Below are 14,185 nucleotides of genomic sequence, written 5' to 3'. Positions count from 1 at the left end.
CTCCGGGTCGTCGAAAGCATACGCAAGGTTCGTCCTCCGAGCCCAAGGGGCTTTTAGGCGCGCACGCACGCGAACGTGCCTGTGGGCTCCAGGCCGGCCCGCGAGGCGCAGAACCGGTAGCCGGTGGCCCGCAATGCCATGCTCCCGCAGGCAGTCCACTAATAAAGGGCTTCGCGACATCCCGCGTCGAGCTCGGTTCGGCCATCCCGGGCCTTACCGCCGCAAGGCCAGCTTTCAAAGCTGCACCAAAACCAGGGATAGTTGCTGGACGATGCCGGGGAGTGTACGCTGATCGGATCGGAGGTGTCCTATGGCGACGTTCGTGATTCTCAGCCGCATTTCCCCGGAGGCGATCGACGATCCAAAAGACTTCAAAAAACTGGCCGAGGCTGTCTCAGAGAAGATCAAGCAGCACTGTCCCGGGGTGACCTGGAAAGAGAGTTATGCCACCCTGGGTCGTTTCGACGTGGTGGACATCGTCGAAGCGGCCGATCCCAAGGAGGTGGAAAAGGTGGGGATGATCATCCGCGCCCTGGGGCATGCGTCCACCGAGACGCTGGTGGCCACGCCCTGGAAGGAGTTTCTCGCTGCGCTTTAGCCGGTCCTGCAGAGCGAGTGTTTCCGACGACTGAGCACCTGGATGCGGACCTCCAGCGGCAGGTGCACCCCCGAAATCTCCCGCTCTCCCGCTGCGGCCGCCACGTGACGGTCAGGGCCGTCCGCCCCTGTGCCGTGACGTGACCTGCCGGTGCGGCGGGTTGTTATCGTCGGCCGGTTCGGCGCTGTCGGGCTTCGACGCGTCATGCGTCAGGCGGGCCGGAAGCGGGTCGCCGGTCAGCGTGTGAAGAAAAGCGATCAGGTCGTACTTCTCCTGCAGCGTCAAATGCAAGGGGTGCATCAAGGGGCTCTTCGTCCCGATAAAGCTTCCCGGCAGATCGCCCCCACGGTCGTAAAAGTTGATCACGTCCATGAGGGTTGGCATCTGGCCGGTGTGCATGTAGGGGGGCGTCGCAGCGACGCCCCTCAAGTGTTTGGTTCGCCATTTGCCTTTGTCCGATTCGACCGCTACCAAGCCCGTTAGGAATCCGGTGCGGCGGTTATCGCTGTAGACGCTGTTGACGTTGAATTGACCCGTGGTGCCCGGCGCGTTCGATAGCACCTGCTGCAGCGCGGAGAACCGGCCATCTTCGGTCGGATCCGCATGCGGTGAAAGCTCGGTGTTAACGTGTAGGCCCGTGGTATGGAACTGGGTGTCGCTGAACAGGGGGCCCGAGTGGCACGCGACGCAGTTAACGCGCTGGCTCACGAATAGCTTTAGCCCGCGTTTGGCCGAATGGCTGATGGCGTCCTCATCGCCGGCCACGTAGCGATCGAAGGGGGCATTGCGGCTGACGCAGCGGCGGATGTAAGCCTGAACCGCTTTGCCGAAGTTGGCGAAAATGCGATTAATGATGTCTTTGTCCGCCTGCGGCATGGCTTCCCATTGCGGGTCGCCGGGTTTGCCGGTGGCGGGGAAATCGGACGCGTGCGGGTTGTGAGGATCGAGCCGGGGATCGAGCGGCGCCGGCGAGTGAGAGAAAATGTCGTCGTACTCCTGGCGATACTTGTTCCAGAGCACGTGGGCGACCTGAAGGCGGCTGCCGTTCTGGGAGGTGGGATCTTCCGGGTCGGTAAGTGCATCGGCCCAGGTGGAATCGGAGACCCCGTCGTTCTCGCGCCAGATGTTATAGTAAGCGCTGTTGATGATGCTCGACACGTGGCGGTTGCCCCAACTGGCGCCCAGGGCGGTGGCGTGCGGGTCCTGGGGTACCCCGGTGTTGGAACGGATATCGAACATCCAGCCCGAAGCGGGCTGGTGACAGGACGCGCAGGAGATCCGGCCGGTTTGTCCCGGCCGGCCCAGGCCGCCGTTCTGGCCGTTGTCCCCCGTAATGATGGGGCCGGCGATGCCTTTCTCAAAAAACAGCATCTGGCCCAGCGTGGCGGCACGCGGGTCATCGGCAAACGCATTGGTCGTATCGGCCGACGGGGTCTCCGGTAAGGGCGACAGGGTTCGAATGAGGTTCCATTCAGGACCGTCCCGGCGGGGTTCGGGATCATCAGCGCCGGGGTCCGTCCAATTCAGGGCCGTCAGCCCGGCGACCAGGGCAAGGCAGAGGGTAGTACTTAGGGCGAATGCCCCCGTTTTTGGGCTCATGGTCTACGGTCGTTTCAAACCAGCACGGCCTTGGATAATATTCATAATTGAAATTATTTCCAATGTTTTTGTGTAATACTATCCGACAGCCGATGCCGCGACAGGATGGCGGAGTTGTGGTAGAGGATCGCGTTGGCAATCAGCCGGGCGCACGGGTTGCTGAGTTCGATTTCGATGTCGATCCTGCCGGTCAGCTCCTTCTTGCCGCCGACCTGGGCGATGGCCGAGGGTAGCTGGCGTTGGGGTGTCGGAATTTTCGGGGGTTTGGGCTTACAACCCCGAACCGGAAGGGAAACGTTTGAGCCGCGCCGAATTCCAAGGTTTAGGCGAGATGCCGCCCGAGCTGGAGTGGTTTGCTCGCCCTCGACAACCCCCGCACTCGGCGCGCCTACCGCAACGACGTGAAAGAATTCACGGCCTTTGCCGGCGTGGAACGCCCGGAGGAAATGCGGCAAGTCACCCGGGCGCACCTCATCGCGTGGCGAAAAGACCTGGAGCGGCGCAGCCTAGCCCCCAGTTCCATCCGCCGGAAGCTGGCCGCCGTCGCCTCATTATTTGATCACCTCTGCGAAGTCAACGCCGTCAGCCACAACCCGGTGCGCGGGGTCAAGCGCCCCAAGGCCGAGGGGGAACGAGGGAGAGTCGCGAATTTTACCTTTTTGAGGGGTTGGGCAAAAATAGGCAACTACATGGTTGGCGGCGCCCCCTTTGAATGCCTCAACGCGTCTCAAGTGGCTAGTATTACAGTTGTCGATTATGGTTTTTGGGGCAGGAGTCGGCACATCCCAAGGCAAAAGAGGCGAAAAAGCCGCATTTTCCGGCCACTTGTCGCAGAAAGCTGAGCCTTTTGCCGCGCCAATCTGCCATCTACAACTGTAATAAGTGCCTATCCGAATAAGCGATTTTGTGCTATGTTTGGTGGAGATGAAGACCGCCAAGCAGACGACCGCAACGGGCAAGGCGCGCGCCCGGCCCCGGCCCACGCCGTCGGCTGCTGAGCCCCAGCACCTCTGCCTGGACAAGGGCTATTGCCTATGAGGAAGTGCGCGCCGCGGCGGCGGCGTTGGGTTTTGAGGCGCACATCGGCTTGCGGGGCGAAGCCGCGGCCCCCGCGCCGGAGGCCAAGCCCGGCCAGAAGGCCCGCCGCTGGGTGGTGGAACGCACCCACAGCTGGATGAACCGTTTCCGCAGCCTGCTGACCCGCTGGGCCAAGAAAGCCGAGAACTACCTGGGGCTGCTCCACTTCGTGTGCGGCTTGATTGCTTACCGGGTCGCCGGCTTATTCGGATAGGCCCTTAACTCAATGGCAGTGGGGTAAACCCTGGGCTAAGTTCCTCTGACCCTTCAGGCCATCAAACCGTGTCCTGGCCCCTTGGGCCTAAGACCATTTATACGGTCTGATAGGTGTAACGTTAGCAGGGCACCTGGGAAGGAAGACAAGATTTTGCCACCGTGGCCGCCGAGGCCGTATTAGAGAAAGGCCGGCTTGCCCGATCGCGCGTTGGGCCGTTTTAGAACCAGAGGATGTGTGAGAAGGCTGGGTGGAGCATCTCATCAGTTCCCTCTCTAACATAACCTCCCGAACCGAAGAGAGTGATGCCGAGCGACGGGCGTCGCTTACAGTTATGAGGAGCTTCAGAATCCTGACCTTGGGGTTTTTAATGTTGGTAATGGGTTTTACGCAGAGGTCTGGCGGTGAAACCGCGACACCCGAGAATCTTGCCGGTCGCCGGAGAGGCCTGCGCGTGGTCCGAACCACGCCTATACATACTTACGCCGTGCGCTTGCCAGCCCTTCCGCTCGTCGTCCGTGCAGTTGGTCAGCCGGATACGCTCGATTTGGCGTGGCGATTGGAATCCGATTGAAGCACCCGTCGGACCACCTCGCTCAGTTCGGCGATCGTCCACGGCTTCGGAATCAAGTCGTCAAAGCCGTACTTCCCCAAATCCGAGAGGACCGGTGCATCCGAGTAACCGCTGGAAACGATGAGTTTGACCAAAGGATCTAACTCCCTGAGCCGCGCGGCCGCTTCGAGGCCTCCCATCCCTCCGCTCACGGTGAGGTCCAGCACAACGGCGTCAAAATCGCGGCCGCACGCTTTTGCGTTCCCGAACAGGACAATGGCCTCGGCCCCATCCCCGGCAGCTTGCACCTCGTAGCCGAGCGTGGTTAACACGCCAACCACCACCTTACGGACTGCCTCTTCATCGTCCATGACCAACAGTCGCCCCGTCCCCGTTTGTATCGGGGCGGTAAGCGGGGCCTGCGGTTCAGGATTCTCCTCCGAGGCGGGCAGATCAATGGTGAAGACCGTCCCGTCCCCAAGTTTGGTTTGTACGGATAAATTGCCGCCGTGTTTGGTGATGATGGCGTAGGCGGTCGCCAGCCCAAGGCCGCTGCCGCCGGGCTTGGTGGTGAAATAGGGGTCGAAGATATGAGGGAGCACATCGTCAGGTATGCCGGCTCCGTGGTCCCGGATGGAAATCCTTACACGTGATTCCATACCCGCCGCAGTTTTGAGGTTAACGTTTTCCGCGCGAACCTCGATGGTTCCGCCCTCAGACATTGCCTGCCGCGCATTGAGGAGGACGTTGTGGAGCACTTGGCCGATCTGGCCCGGATCGACCTCGGCAGAGCGGAGGTTCTCCGGAACGTGCACGTCGAAGCGGGTCTGGGCCCCAGCCCGTGCCAAGGGGACCGCGTCCATGATGAGCTGGGCAAGCGAGACCAAGCGACGGACCGGCGCGCCGCCTTTTGAGAAGGTCAGCAACTGGGACGAGAGGAATGCCGCGCGTTTACATGCGCTCGCCATTTCGTCTAGGATCGCCTGCACCGGCGCGTCTCGATTGAGCCGCGCCTTGGCCAGCTCGACGTTCCCTTGCACGACGGCCAAGAAGTTGTTGAAATCGTGTGCGATGCCGCCTGCCAGCACCCGGAGCGATTCGAGCTTGCGTGCACGCAGCAACTGCTCTTCGATCTGTTCACGCTGCGTAATCTCAACCTGCAGTTGCTGGGTTGACCGGTGAAGTTCGGCCGTGCGCGCCTGGACCCGACGCTCGAGTTGCTCATTCAGGGCCTCCGCACGTTGCCGGGCTGCTTGCAACTTTTCCACCAGCGCCGCATTTTCAAACTGTAAGTTCAATGATGAGGCGATCGTCAGGTGGATGCGTCTGGTCGTGCTGAGGGTGGCAAGAGTGAACAGGCCGGCCATCAGCGCCATCGCCAGGTGGGTCTCATCGCCGCAGAGCGCCAGGCGTGCGGTAGGCGCGAGTCCGGCCGGGATGAGAAACGCCCGATACGCCTCCGGCCGCGCCGCAAGGATTGGGGCCGCGCCCAGCATCATCCCGCCGAGCATGAAAATGAGAAAGAGTTCATTCACGGGCTGGCTTTCCGGGTACAGCAGAATGCCGGCTGCACCCCATCCCGTTCCGGCAAAGCCGGTGCCCACCACAAACCCGGCGCACCACCCCGCCGTCTCGAGGTTCGACGGCGACCTGCGCCGGTACCGGCGCGCCAGCGTGAACCTGCCGATAGCCACCAAAAACATGTACAGGCACCAACCGAGGACGATTGGATGGGCAATGACCTCCCATTGAAGGCGGCCCAAGATCGACGCGGCGACCAAGGTGACCGCGAATACCAGGTTCGCATTGCCATAAAGCAACCGAACCTGTGCCGCCATGACTTGTCGCTTTCTGCCGTCCTCGCTGGTCCCTACGGCTTCGGCCGATGAAGAATTCAACGTCATCGATGGGGCGTCCTCAGTCAACGGTTCACGGCACCTCGCAATTACAAGATGATATAATAATTATCATCGATCCTATTATCAGCCCGGGTTTCCCGATAGTTGAACCTCATTATAGAACAGAAGATGAGAACGCCAGCTGTCGCTCTCTACGCTATAAATACAAATCGTTTTAGAATACTTCAAGCCATGGTGACAGGCGTAACCGAAACCGTCACCGCCCCTGCCAACCAACCCTGTCCGAAATAACGGGTGAAACAGGCCCCGCTCCCCAGCGGGCCATCATCCCTTTCGGAAAGGCCGAGCAATCATCGCCTCGCCGTTCCGGCGTTCTATGGCCGTTACCAAGCGCCGAGCGGCCTCAAACCCGCGGGCGGCGTTCATGAGTGATTTTGAGGCGGTGCAAGGGCCGTACGGCCCAATCGTTCCAACTACCTTCACTGAATCGTTGGGAAAAGGTTCTGTCGACTGGACGAGTTCGAACCCCTGGGGTTGGATGTTCCTCTTCCCTTTACCGGCGGTGAGCGGGGCGGGTCCGATCGTCCTTTGGAGCGGGAGCATGAAGGAAAGCGTGGCATGGAGTCGCTACCTCGGAGCGAAAAACCGGAGTGAACGCCTCACCCCCTTCACGTTAGGAACGAAATGCGGCATACGGCCCGTGTACCTTCGCGGTGCAGTCGTTCGATCCACCACCGCAACCTTCGCGGCCCGGGGAGGCGGCGCATGCCGGATTACAGGGTTATCACGCCGGGTTGTCGCCTTTGCCCCGAGCCGGGTTCCGGCCGGACCTTTCGTTCCATTTACCGTCAAAAGAGCGTGCGTTAAGAAAAGCGTCACCATGAGCAACGCTGGCCCTGTTTCCTCGCTTTCATTGCGGTTCCAAACCGCGGCGCCCGTGCGCTCGCCCCGCACCTCAATCGTGCTGGCCGGACTGGCCCGCCAGCGCCGGTTGGAGCGCCGGCGACGGCGGTTCAAACGCCAGCGCCGCCGCCAAGCCTGAGCGCGGGTCGCGGCTTGGCTATGCGCCTCGGGCCGATCGCCTGCGGCGGCCGGAAGCGCCGTGCCGGACTTATCGCCTTGGGCCTGTTAACCTAAGTTCCGGAGCGCCAGTTTTGCGGGCGACAAGGCCGCTTCTGAGACGACGTCCGCTGGGCTTGGTGTCACGCCTTCAGGCGTCCCGATGGGACGCATTCCCTCATTCCCCCTTAAATGCTCCGTCCAAGAGCTGAAGTCCCTGGCCACTGTCCGGCTGTCCCTCCGGGACAACGACCGCTCGACCAACTTGAAAACCGGTGCAGGCTGCGGGCACGTGGGCGTGCCTGCCGGTTCGGTCCGTCCGAGCCCACCGGAGGGTGGCCGGCTACGGGCGGCAACGGCTGCGCCGATGGCGGTCCCGGAAGCACAAACTGCCCGGCGCCGGGCAGCGCCGCTTCTCGGAGGAGTACCTCGAGGCGCGCCCCTGGCAGGGTTTCTCGGGTGCATGCACGTTTCAGGTGATTTCGAAGGACATAGGCGCCTTTGGATGATCGATCCAAATCATTTGACCGTCCGTGCCGGATTAGCCGCGTGCGCTCGACTCGCCTCGCGCAATCGGCACCGCGCCGTCTGCGTCGATCGAGGAGCGCCGGCGCGGGGCATGGCGGGAGCCGGTTCGAGCGCCGCGCTCCAGGTCCTGGGCCCAACGCTTATACGCTTTTCGCAGGTGGTCGCGCATCGCCTTGCGGGCTCGTTCGGCGTCGCGCGTCGCCAGCGCCGCCACGATCTGACGGTGTTCGTCCGAAGCCTCCGTCCAGCTTTTGGCGTTGTCAAAATGGGTTGCGAACTGACGGGCCAGCGGGCCATCGCGCTGATAGAACAGTTCCGTCACCAGCCGGAGCAGCACCTTGTTCGCAAGCTTCGCCGCGATGTACTGGTGAAACTGCCGGTCGGCGGTCAGACGGGTGGACGCATCTGCTGCACCTTCCATCTGCAGGACAATCTGCTCGAGCGCGGCGATGTCCTTCTTCCGGACCGCCGGCGCAACCTCCGCCGCGATCTCCCCTTCGATCAGGCACCGGGCCTGCAGGATTTCCAGCGGCCCCTCATCGCTCCAAAACCCCCCCGTTGCGCCTTGGGGGTTTGTGACCAGGATGCCCGAGCCCGGGCGCACGTCGACATAGCCTTCCGCCTCCAAGGCAATCAGCGCCTCACGCACGGACGGCCGGGAAACGCCGAGCCGCTTGGCCAGTTCTCGTTCGGTCGGGAGACGACTCCCGGGCGAAAACTCGCCATTGTCGATCAACGACCGGATTTGATCGGCGATCTGCACGTAAAGGCGGCGCGGCTCGATGACCTGGATCGGCATGGAAGACCTTTATAACACGGATGCAAAGCGTGCCAAAGCGTGGCCGGGTCATCTGACCATAGCGCCTCACGACCTTACTGACGTGAAACCCTCACCCGGTGCGCCCTGTGAACAAGCCCTTTGTTGCCACGAATTCTCTGCTCCCAATCCCATAAACAAAAGCTCCATTTCACTCACCGATGACCCCAGGACGTGCCCGACGGGGCGTCTGCCAGCCATGCAGCCGCGAGCCCCACGTCAGTGTGGCAACCAGGGGACGGCTATTCGAACTCGTTCACATTCTCCTTTGTCACGATAGCGGTACCGGTATCGACGAAAGGAGGTACGGTTTCGCCTTTGATCACCTTCACCAGCGTGCTGACGCCGAGTTCTCCGATTTTCTTTGGAAATTGCGCGACCGAAGCATCCTCATTCCCAGCGTTGATCTCCTTGATTTCTTCGGGAAGCGCATCGAATCCGACCAGGATGATATGCTGCTTGCTGCCCGAATGGGCGATTGCCTGGATGGCTCCGAGCGCCGGCGGTCCGCACGCAGAATAGATCGCGGCAACCCCTGGGTTGGCCGTCAGGAGGTCTTCGGCCCCTGAAACGCCGAGTTCCCTGGTGCAGTTCGTGGGTGCCTTTCCAACCACTTTGACCTCAAGTCCCCCCAGACCCGCGATCATGCCTTTGACCCGGTCGTCCAGAGCGGGCACCCCAGGGACCCCCTCGAGAACGGCCATCTTGTCGCCGGCCTTCAGTTTAGTGGCGAGCCATTTGCCGGCGAGCTTTCCGCCCTCCAGATTATTGGTGGCAACCACCGCGCTCTTTGCGTTCCAGCTCGGAAGGTCATTGTCCATAAGCACGACTTTCACCCCGGCGGCCACCGCCTTATCAAGCGCCGGAATGAGCTCGGGACTGACGGGCGTGATCGCGATCCCTTTAACCCCTTGGGAAACCATCGACTCGATCAGATTGATCTGACCGGCCGTATCAGTGGCCGACTGGCCTTGACCAAAGACAATCTGCACATCCGAATTCTTTGAGGCGTATTCCTTCGCGGCATTTTGCAGCGTGAAAAAGAAATCAGCGGGGAATTTTGTAATGAATCCTACCTTGATCGCTTCCGCATGCGCAGATGCTGCTAGGCTTATGCTTAGCAGGAGGAACCGAACTAACCTGGTTGATATTGGTATTTTCACTTTTTCCATGATGTTGGGCTGGGAGATTGCCGCGCCAATGCTCGCCCAGCAAAAGCACCGGCACGGTTGAGAATGACCCCGCTTAGGCCCCTACGATCATCGATACGATCTCTTGTCGATTTTCCGGTTTCGGTTTGGTTTCCCCGGCATTACGGCCACGCCGCATGACGACTGCCCGGTCGGCAATTTCGATGACGTGATCCAGGTTGTGCGTTATCAGGATCACGGCGCTGTCCTGATTGCGCAGTTGTACGATCAACTCGAGAACCTGCTTGGTTTCACGAACGCCTAACGCCGCGGTCGGCTCGTCTAAAATGACCACGCGCGTTGCAAAGGCCGTTGCCCGGGCAACCGCAATTGCCTGGCGTTGACCTCCTGACATCAGCCCGATGAGCGCATCAAAGCTCGGCAGTCTTACACGCAGTTGATCGAGCAGCCTGCGCGTGGTCTCATTCATCTCGCGCCCGCGCAGGAGCCGCATCCCACGAGGTAGCCACGGCGGGCCCGCCAACTCCCGGCCTGCATAGAAGTTTGCGCTCGGGCCAAGATTGTCAAAAAGCGCCAGGTCCTGATAAACCGTTTCAATTCCAAGTCGCCGGGCGTCCGCCGGCGAACGAATGTGCACCGGTTGCCCGCCTAGTTCGATGATGCCCGAATCAAGCTGGTGAACACCACTTATACATTTGATCAGGGTTGACTTCCCGGCACCGTTGTCGCCGAGCAGGGCCAGCACTTGCCCGCGATTCACCTCTAAACTGACATCGTCCAGGGCTACGATGGCTCCGAACCGCTTCGATAGATTCCTGACCACCAGTTCAGGAGAACGCAGTTCGTGCTTTATCGGGGGGCCGGTCACTGATTTACCCTCAACGATTGTATCATACGGAACCGCTCTTCGAGTCTTCCACGCAGGACATCCGCTTCAACCGCCAGGACGATGATTATACCGATGGCGATCAGCTGAAAAAAGATGTCCACGTTTAGAAGGTTGAGAGCGTTTCGGATAACTCCAATCATCAACGCTCCGGTCAGCGCGTTTCCGATATGACCGCGACCCCCGAGGAAACTCGCTCCTCCGATGATAACCGCCGCAATCGAATCGAGTTCAGCCAGGTTGCCAAAAAGAGGAGATCCGGCCGCTGTCCGCCCCGAGGTTAGGACTGCACCGATTCCCGCGGTGATGCCGCAGATCATGTAAACGGACAACAGAACGCCCCTCATCGGTATCCCAACCCGCCGTGCCGCATCCGGGTTCCCGCCAACCGAGTAGATCCATCGACCCCACACGAGCCACCGGGCCATACCGGCCAGGACAAGCGCCACGCCTCCGGCGACCAATGCCGACGTCGGCACGCCGCCGATTGAGCCGCCGCCCAGGAAGAGAATCGTGGCGGGCATCCCCGGAATGGCCGCGCCTCCAGCCAGTTCAAGGGCGAGCCCTCTCGCAATGCTAAGGGTCGCCAGGGTGACGATGAACGGGTGCGGAAGGCGCCCCCATACATAGACGAATCCGTTGATAAAACCCGCGGCCAAGCCGGTTCCTAGCATCGACGCGATGACGACCGCGCTCGAGTGCACCTCCCTGTAGACCAGTGCGCCGGCAACCGATGAAAGGGCCAAGACCGATCCGACGGATAGATCAATCCCGCGGGTCAAAATGACGAGGTGTTGGCCCATCGCCAGAACCGCTATGGTCGCGGTTTGCGCGAGGACGTTTCCAAGATTTCGCGCCGTAAAGAAATACGGTGAGCTGAGGCCCAGGGTTAGCACGAGCGCCGCAAGAATGAAGCCAGGGCCGAATCGCAGGCCTGCAAGAGCCAGGCCGATGAGGTGGTGGCCTGCCGCTTCGTTTCCGCCGGGAACAGAGGCCTTGTCATGAGAACAGGCGAGGTTCGTCTTCATTTCGCAAGCGATATTCCAGGCAGTGCCAAAGCAGGCGGTCCAACCATTACCGAGTTTCTGCCAAACGCAAAAAACCGGCCGGCCCGCGTCCAAAACACTCTGAAAAGGGGGACGGCTTTGTCGCGAGCTCAGCGGTGCAATTAGCCGTTTTTGGGACAAAAGGTCAAGCAAATAATTGGTCAGGCCAACGGACAGCCAGTCCAGTCGTCGTTTGCAGCCAAATTAAAGTTGCTTAACCGGCGTTCCGATGTAAACTAGCCGGTCAGCGCCGCGCTCGAAGCATTCCTGCGGGTCGAGGTAGCTTCCCCCCAAGTGTTCCCGAACTTCCTTTTATCGCATCACAAGCCGAAGCATGCGCCGTTCCCCGTGCCAGGCGGGAAAGCCTCTACCACGCGTCTGCTGCGGCCCGCGGCAGTAGCGAACCACGGTTTAAGCATCTATTCGACAAGGTAAGAAACACATGAAGACACGTACCTGCAGCAGGCTTCTACTGGCGGCTGTAATGGGAGTTGCGTTGGCTGACGCGAGCCACGCAGACACCAGTAAAATGCGCATCGCGTTCTCCAACAACTATGCCGGTAATTCCTGGCGGCAAGCCATGTTGAAGAGTTGGGACATCGTCACCAGAAAAGCGGTGGCAGACGGTATCGTTGCCGCGGCCGACGTGTTCACCACGGCCGACAAGGAGGTACCGACCCAGGCAGCCCAGATTCAGAATCTGATCCTGCAGGGTTACAACGCGATCGTCATTAACGCGTCCTCACCCGATGCCTTGAACGGCGCTATCAAGCAGGCCTGTGACGCCGGCATCGTGGTCGTGTCATTCGATGGGATCGTCACCGAGCCTTGCGCCTGGCGCGTGGTGGTCAACTTCAAGGATTATGGCGAGCAGGAAGTCGAGCACCTGGCCAAATCGCTGCCCAAAGGCGGCAACTTGCTGGAGATCCGCGGCCTTGCCGGCACCTCGATCGACGACGCGATCCATAGCGGGATTGTGGAAGGGGTCCAAAAGCATCCGGACTTCAAGCTCGTCAGCAGCGTTGAGGGCGACTGGGACCAGACCACTGCGCAAAAGGCGGTCGCCACGGTCCTGCCGTCCCTTCCCGAAATCGTGGGCGTCGTGGACCAGGGCGGGGATGGGTACGGCGCCGCGCAAGCCTTCATCGCGGCCAAACGCAAGCTGCCGATTATTACCATGGGCAACCGCCAGGATGAGCTCGCCTGGTGGAAAGAACAAAAGGATAAGAACGGCTATTCCACGTGGTCGGCGTCCATCGCGCCCGGCGTCTGCACCCTTGCGTTCTGGGTGGCGCAACAGATCCTGGACGGGCACAAGGACATTCCTCATGACCTGATCGTGCCGTACCTCCAGTTCACGCAGGACGACTTCGAGGCGGCGTTGCCCAACATCCCCGCCGGGGGCGTCGCCAGCCATGAATACACGCAAGAGGAGGCCAAGAAGGCGATCGAGGCAAACATGAATCAGGGGAAGACGGCTGAGGCAAGCACGAAGCAGTGACGACGCCCGTCCTGCGGCTCCTGCTGCCGGTCCCGATCAGGCCATCGCTTTGCCCTGGTTGCGCCGCTGCCGCGAACATCGCCCGATTGGACGGCGGCGCGGCTCGGCGCTCACCGGGGGATCATAAAATAAAAATGTTGCGGTACGCTCAGGGAGGGACCGGTCCATAGCCCGCGGTCTCCGGTCGGGAGCCGATCGTAAGACCGCCGAATCTCATGGCCGTTAGCCGTGGGAGTGCGCCAGATGCGGCACGCGCGCAGCTTCTTTGCCCTTGAAGCGGCGCAAGCCCTCGGCCAAACACCGTAACGCTTGTGTACCGTATTGGCCTTGGCCACCCGGCGTCTTTTGAAGGACCTTTAACGGGGTTTCTTCTCTACAGGCGGAAACCTTGGGCCGCGTCCAACCAGGTGCTCCGGACCTCCGGCTTGGTGCCCCCGTGCTTTCGGCAGTTCTCAATCGCCTGGCGGTTGGCGCCGTTTTGGGTCGGGGCCCCAAACGCGCACCCGATCGCCCACGCGCTGGTGCCACGGGCGCCGGTTGCGTCCGTGGCAGAAGTCGTCCGGGCGCGGGAGTAGGCGACGGCCGCATAGCCGGGGCTGGCGCTGGACGCGATCACCCGGGGGTTGATGCCCCCGGCAAGCCGGCAGCTTTCGATCGCTCTTTTCTCGACGACCGCCAGGGGCTGGTTGCCGAAGTGGCAGGTGGCCCAGTGGCCGTTGGTGCCGAGTGCGACGGCGGAGGCGGCGCGAGCCGGGGCAAGGAGGAGGCTTGCGACGGCGAGGAGGCCAAGGATGCATAAACGTGCTTTCATAGGGGTCGATCTGACCGCAGGAAATCACGCGGACGCGAGGGAGGACAATACCCCTTTCGGGTGTGCGGGGGTGTTCTCCAGCCGTTCCATTTCCGAGAACCGGGGTCAGGGGTTCCGCCTCCCGGATCAACGGTGGGCCAAATGCGGGTCCACGCATCCTGCAGATAGGCACGTGCCACGGCAGGGGAGGGTCGTTGCCTCCTCCCAGGGCTCGCGCAAGGTCGGGAGCCGGCATAAAACTGCTCGCGCAAGCCTTCGCTGTTTATTCCGTTCCCTCCCTTGACGAAGCTCCAGTCTGGGTGCGGGGGAGTTGCGAGATTTTCCGCGGTTTTCCCTCCGCTCGCGCCCTTCGGGAGAACCGCCAGAAACCAGCACGAACGCTTGCGCGACGGGGCAGGGTCGTCCTCTGCGGCTCTCAACCAATCGAAATCGTCGTGACAATCGCCAGCCCAATCGGTTTGCATTCGGTCAGTCACACCCTGGATC

Annotated in this window: 11 protein-coding genes and 2 pseudogenes; 6 read left to right on the top strand and 7 right to left on the bottom strand. The window is 61.3% G+C overall.

Annotated elements, in window-relative coordinates; genetic code table 11:
* The first annotated feature begins 310 nt into the window (after positions 1 to 310).
* Positions 311 to 598 carry a GYD domain-containing protein gene (locus JO015_05380; protein ID MBV9998529.1) on the top strand — a complete coding sequence of 96 codons (288 nt, stop codon included), beginning with the start codon at positions 311 to 313 and terminating at the stop codon, positions 596 to 598.
* Between the two features lie 111 nt (positions 599 to 709).
* Here JO015_05380 and JO015_05375 read toward each other — a convergent pair whose 3' ends face one another.
* On the bottom strand, positions 710 to 2,197 hold the full coding sequence (locus JO015_05375) for a hypothetical protein (protein MBV9998528.1): 1,488 nt from the start codon (positions 2,195 to 2,197) through the stop codon (positions 710 to 712).
* Between the two features lie 92 nt (positions 2,198 to 2,289).
* Here JO015_05375 and JO015_05370 point away from each other — a divergent pair, with 92 nt between their 5' ends.
* The 3 genes and pseudogenes from JO015_05370 to JO015_05360 all read left to right on the top strand — a co-directional run bounded on the left by JO015_05370 (position 2,290) and on the right by JO015_05360 (position 3,488).
* Entirely contained in the window at positions 2,290 to 2,430 is a 141-nt protein-coding gene (locus tag JO015_05370) for a hypothetical protein (GenBank protein ID MBV9998527.1), read from the top strand.
* 98 nt (positions 2,431 to 2,528) lie between these two features.
* Positions 2,529 to 3,039, top strand: a pseudogene (locus JO015_05365) (site-specific integrase).
* 293 nt (positions 3,040 to 3,332) lie between these two features.
* Positions 3,333 to 3,488, top strand: a pseudogene (locus tag JO015_05360) (transposase).
* Positions 3,489 to 4,016: 528 nt separating this feature from the next.
* On the opposite strand, the gene JO015_05355 reads toward JO015_05360, so the two are convergent.
* A complete protein-coding gene (locus JO015_05355) occupies positions 4,017 to 5,945 on the bottom strand; it encodes a response regulator (protein ID MBV9998526.1) in 1,929 nt (642 codons plus the stop codon).
* Between the two features lie 835 nt (positions 5,946 to 6,780).
* Here JO015_05355 and JO015_05350 point away from each other — a divergent pair.
* Positions 6,781 to 6,942 (top strand): hypothetical protein, encoded by a 162-nt coding sequence (locus JO015_05350; protein MBV9998525.1) that lies wholly within the window; start codon positions 6,781 to 6,783, stop codon positions 6,940 to 6,942.
* Between the two features lie 558 nt (positions 6,943 to 7,500).
* Here JO015_05350 and JO015_05345 read toward each other — a convergent pair.
* The 4 genes from JO015_05345 to JO015_05330 form a co-directional block, all read right to left on the bottom strand.
* Positions 7,501 to 8,286, bottom strand: coding sequence for a FadR family transcriptional regulator (locus JO015_05345; GenBank protein MBV9998524.1), 786 nt, complete (start codon positions 8,284 to 8,286; stop codon positions 7,501 to 7,503).
* Positions 8,287 to 8,546: 260 nt separating this feature from the next.
* Positions 8,547 to 9,476 carry a sugar ABC transporter substrate-binding protein gene (locus JO015_05340; GenBank protein MBV9998523.1) on the bottom strand — a complete coding sequence of 310 codons (930 nt, stop codon included), beginning with the start codon at positions 9,474 to 9,476 and terminating at the stop codon, positions 8,547 to 8,549.
* A gap of 73 nt (positions 9,477 to 9,549) precedes the next feature.
* Positions 9,550 to 10,296 (bottom strand): sugar ABC transporter ATP-binding protein, encoded by a 747-nt coding sequence (locus JO015_05335; GenBank protein MBV9998522.1) that lies wholly within the window; start codon positions 10,294 to 10,296, stop codon positions 9,550 to 9,552.
* Between the two features lie 23 nt (positions 10,297 to 10,319).
* Entirely contained in the window at positions 10,320 to 11,369 is a 1,050-nt protein-coding gene (locus JO015_05330; protein MBV9998521.1) for an ABC transporter permease, read from the bottom strand.
* A gap of 460 nt (positions 11,370 to 11,829) precedes the next feature.
* Between JO015_05330 and JO015_05325 the strand changes: the two genes are divergently transcribed.
* The gene (locus tag JO015_05325; protein MBV9998520.1) at positions 11,830 to 12,888 is read left to right on the top strand and encodes an ABC transporter substrate-binding protein; all 1,059 of its coding nucleotides are present in this window, start codon (positions 11,830 to 11,832) and stop codon (positions 12,886 to 12,888) included.
* A 373-nt stretch (positions 12,889 to 13,261) separates the two neighbouring features.
* On the opposite strand, the gene JO015_05320 is transcribed toward JO015_05325, so the two are convergent.
* Complete coding sequence (locus JO015_05320; GenBank protein MBV9998519.1) at positions 13,262 to 13,699, bottom strand: hypothetical protein; 438 nt, start codon at positions 13,697 to 13,699, stop codon at positions 13,262 to 13,264.
* Positions 13,700 to 14,185: the final 486 nt, after the last annotated feature.

The organism is Verrucomicrobiota bacterium (genome assembly GCA_019247695.1).
In the GTDB taxonomy this organism is placed as follows: domain Bacteria; phylum Verrucomicrobiota; class Verrucomicrobiia; order Chthoniobacterales; family JAFAMB01; genus JAFBAP01.
The sequence above is the reverse complement of the archived record's forward strand: the minus strand, read 5'-3'. Positions and strand labels throughout refer to the sequence as shown.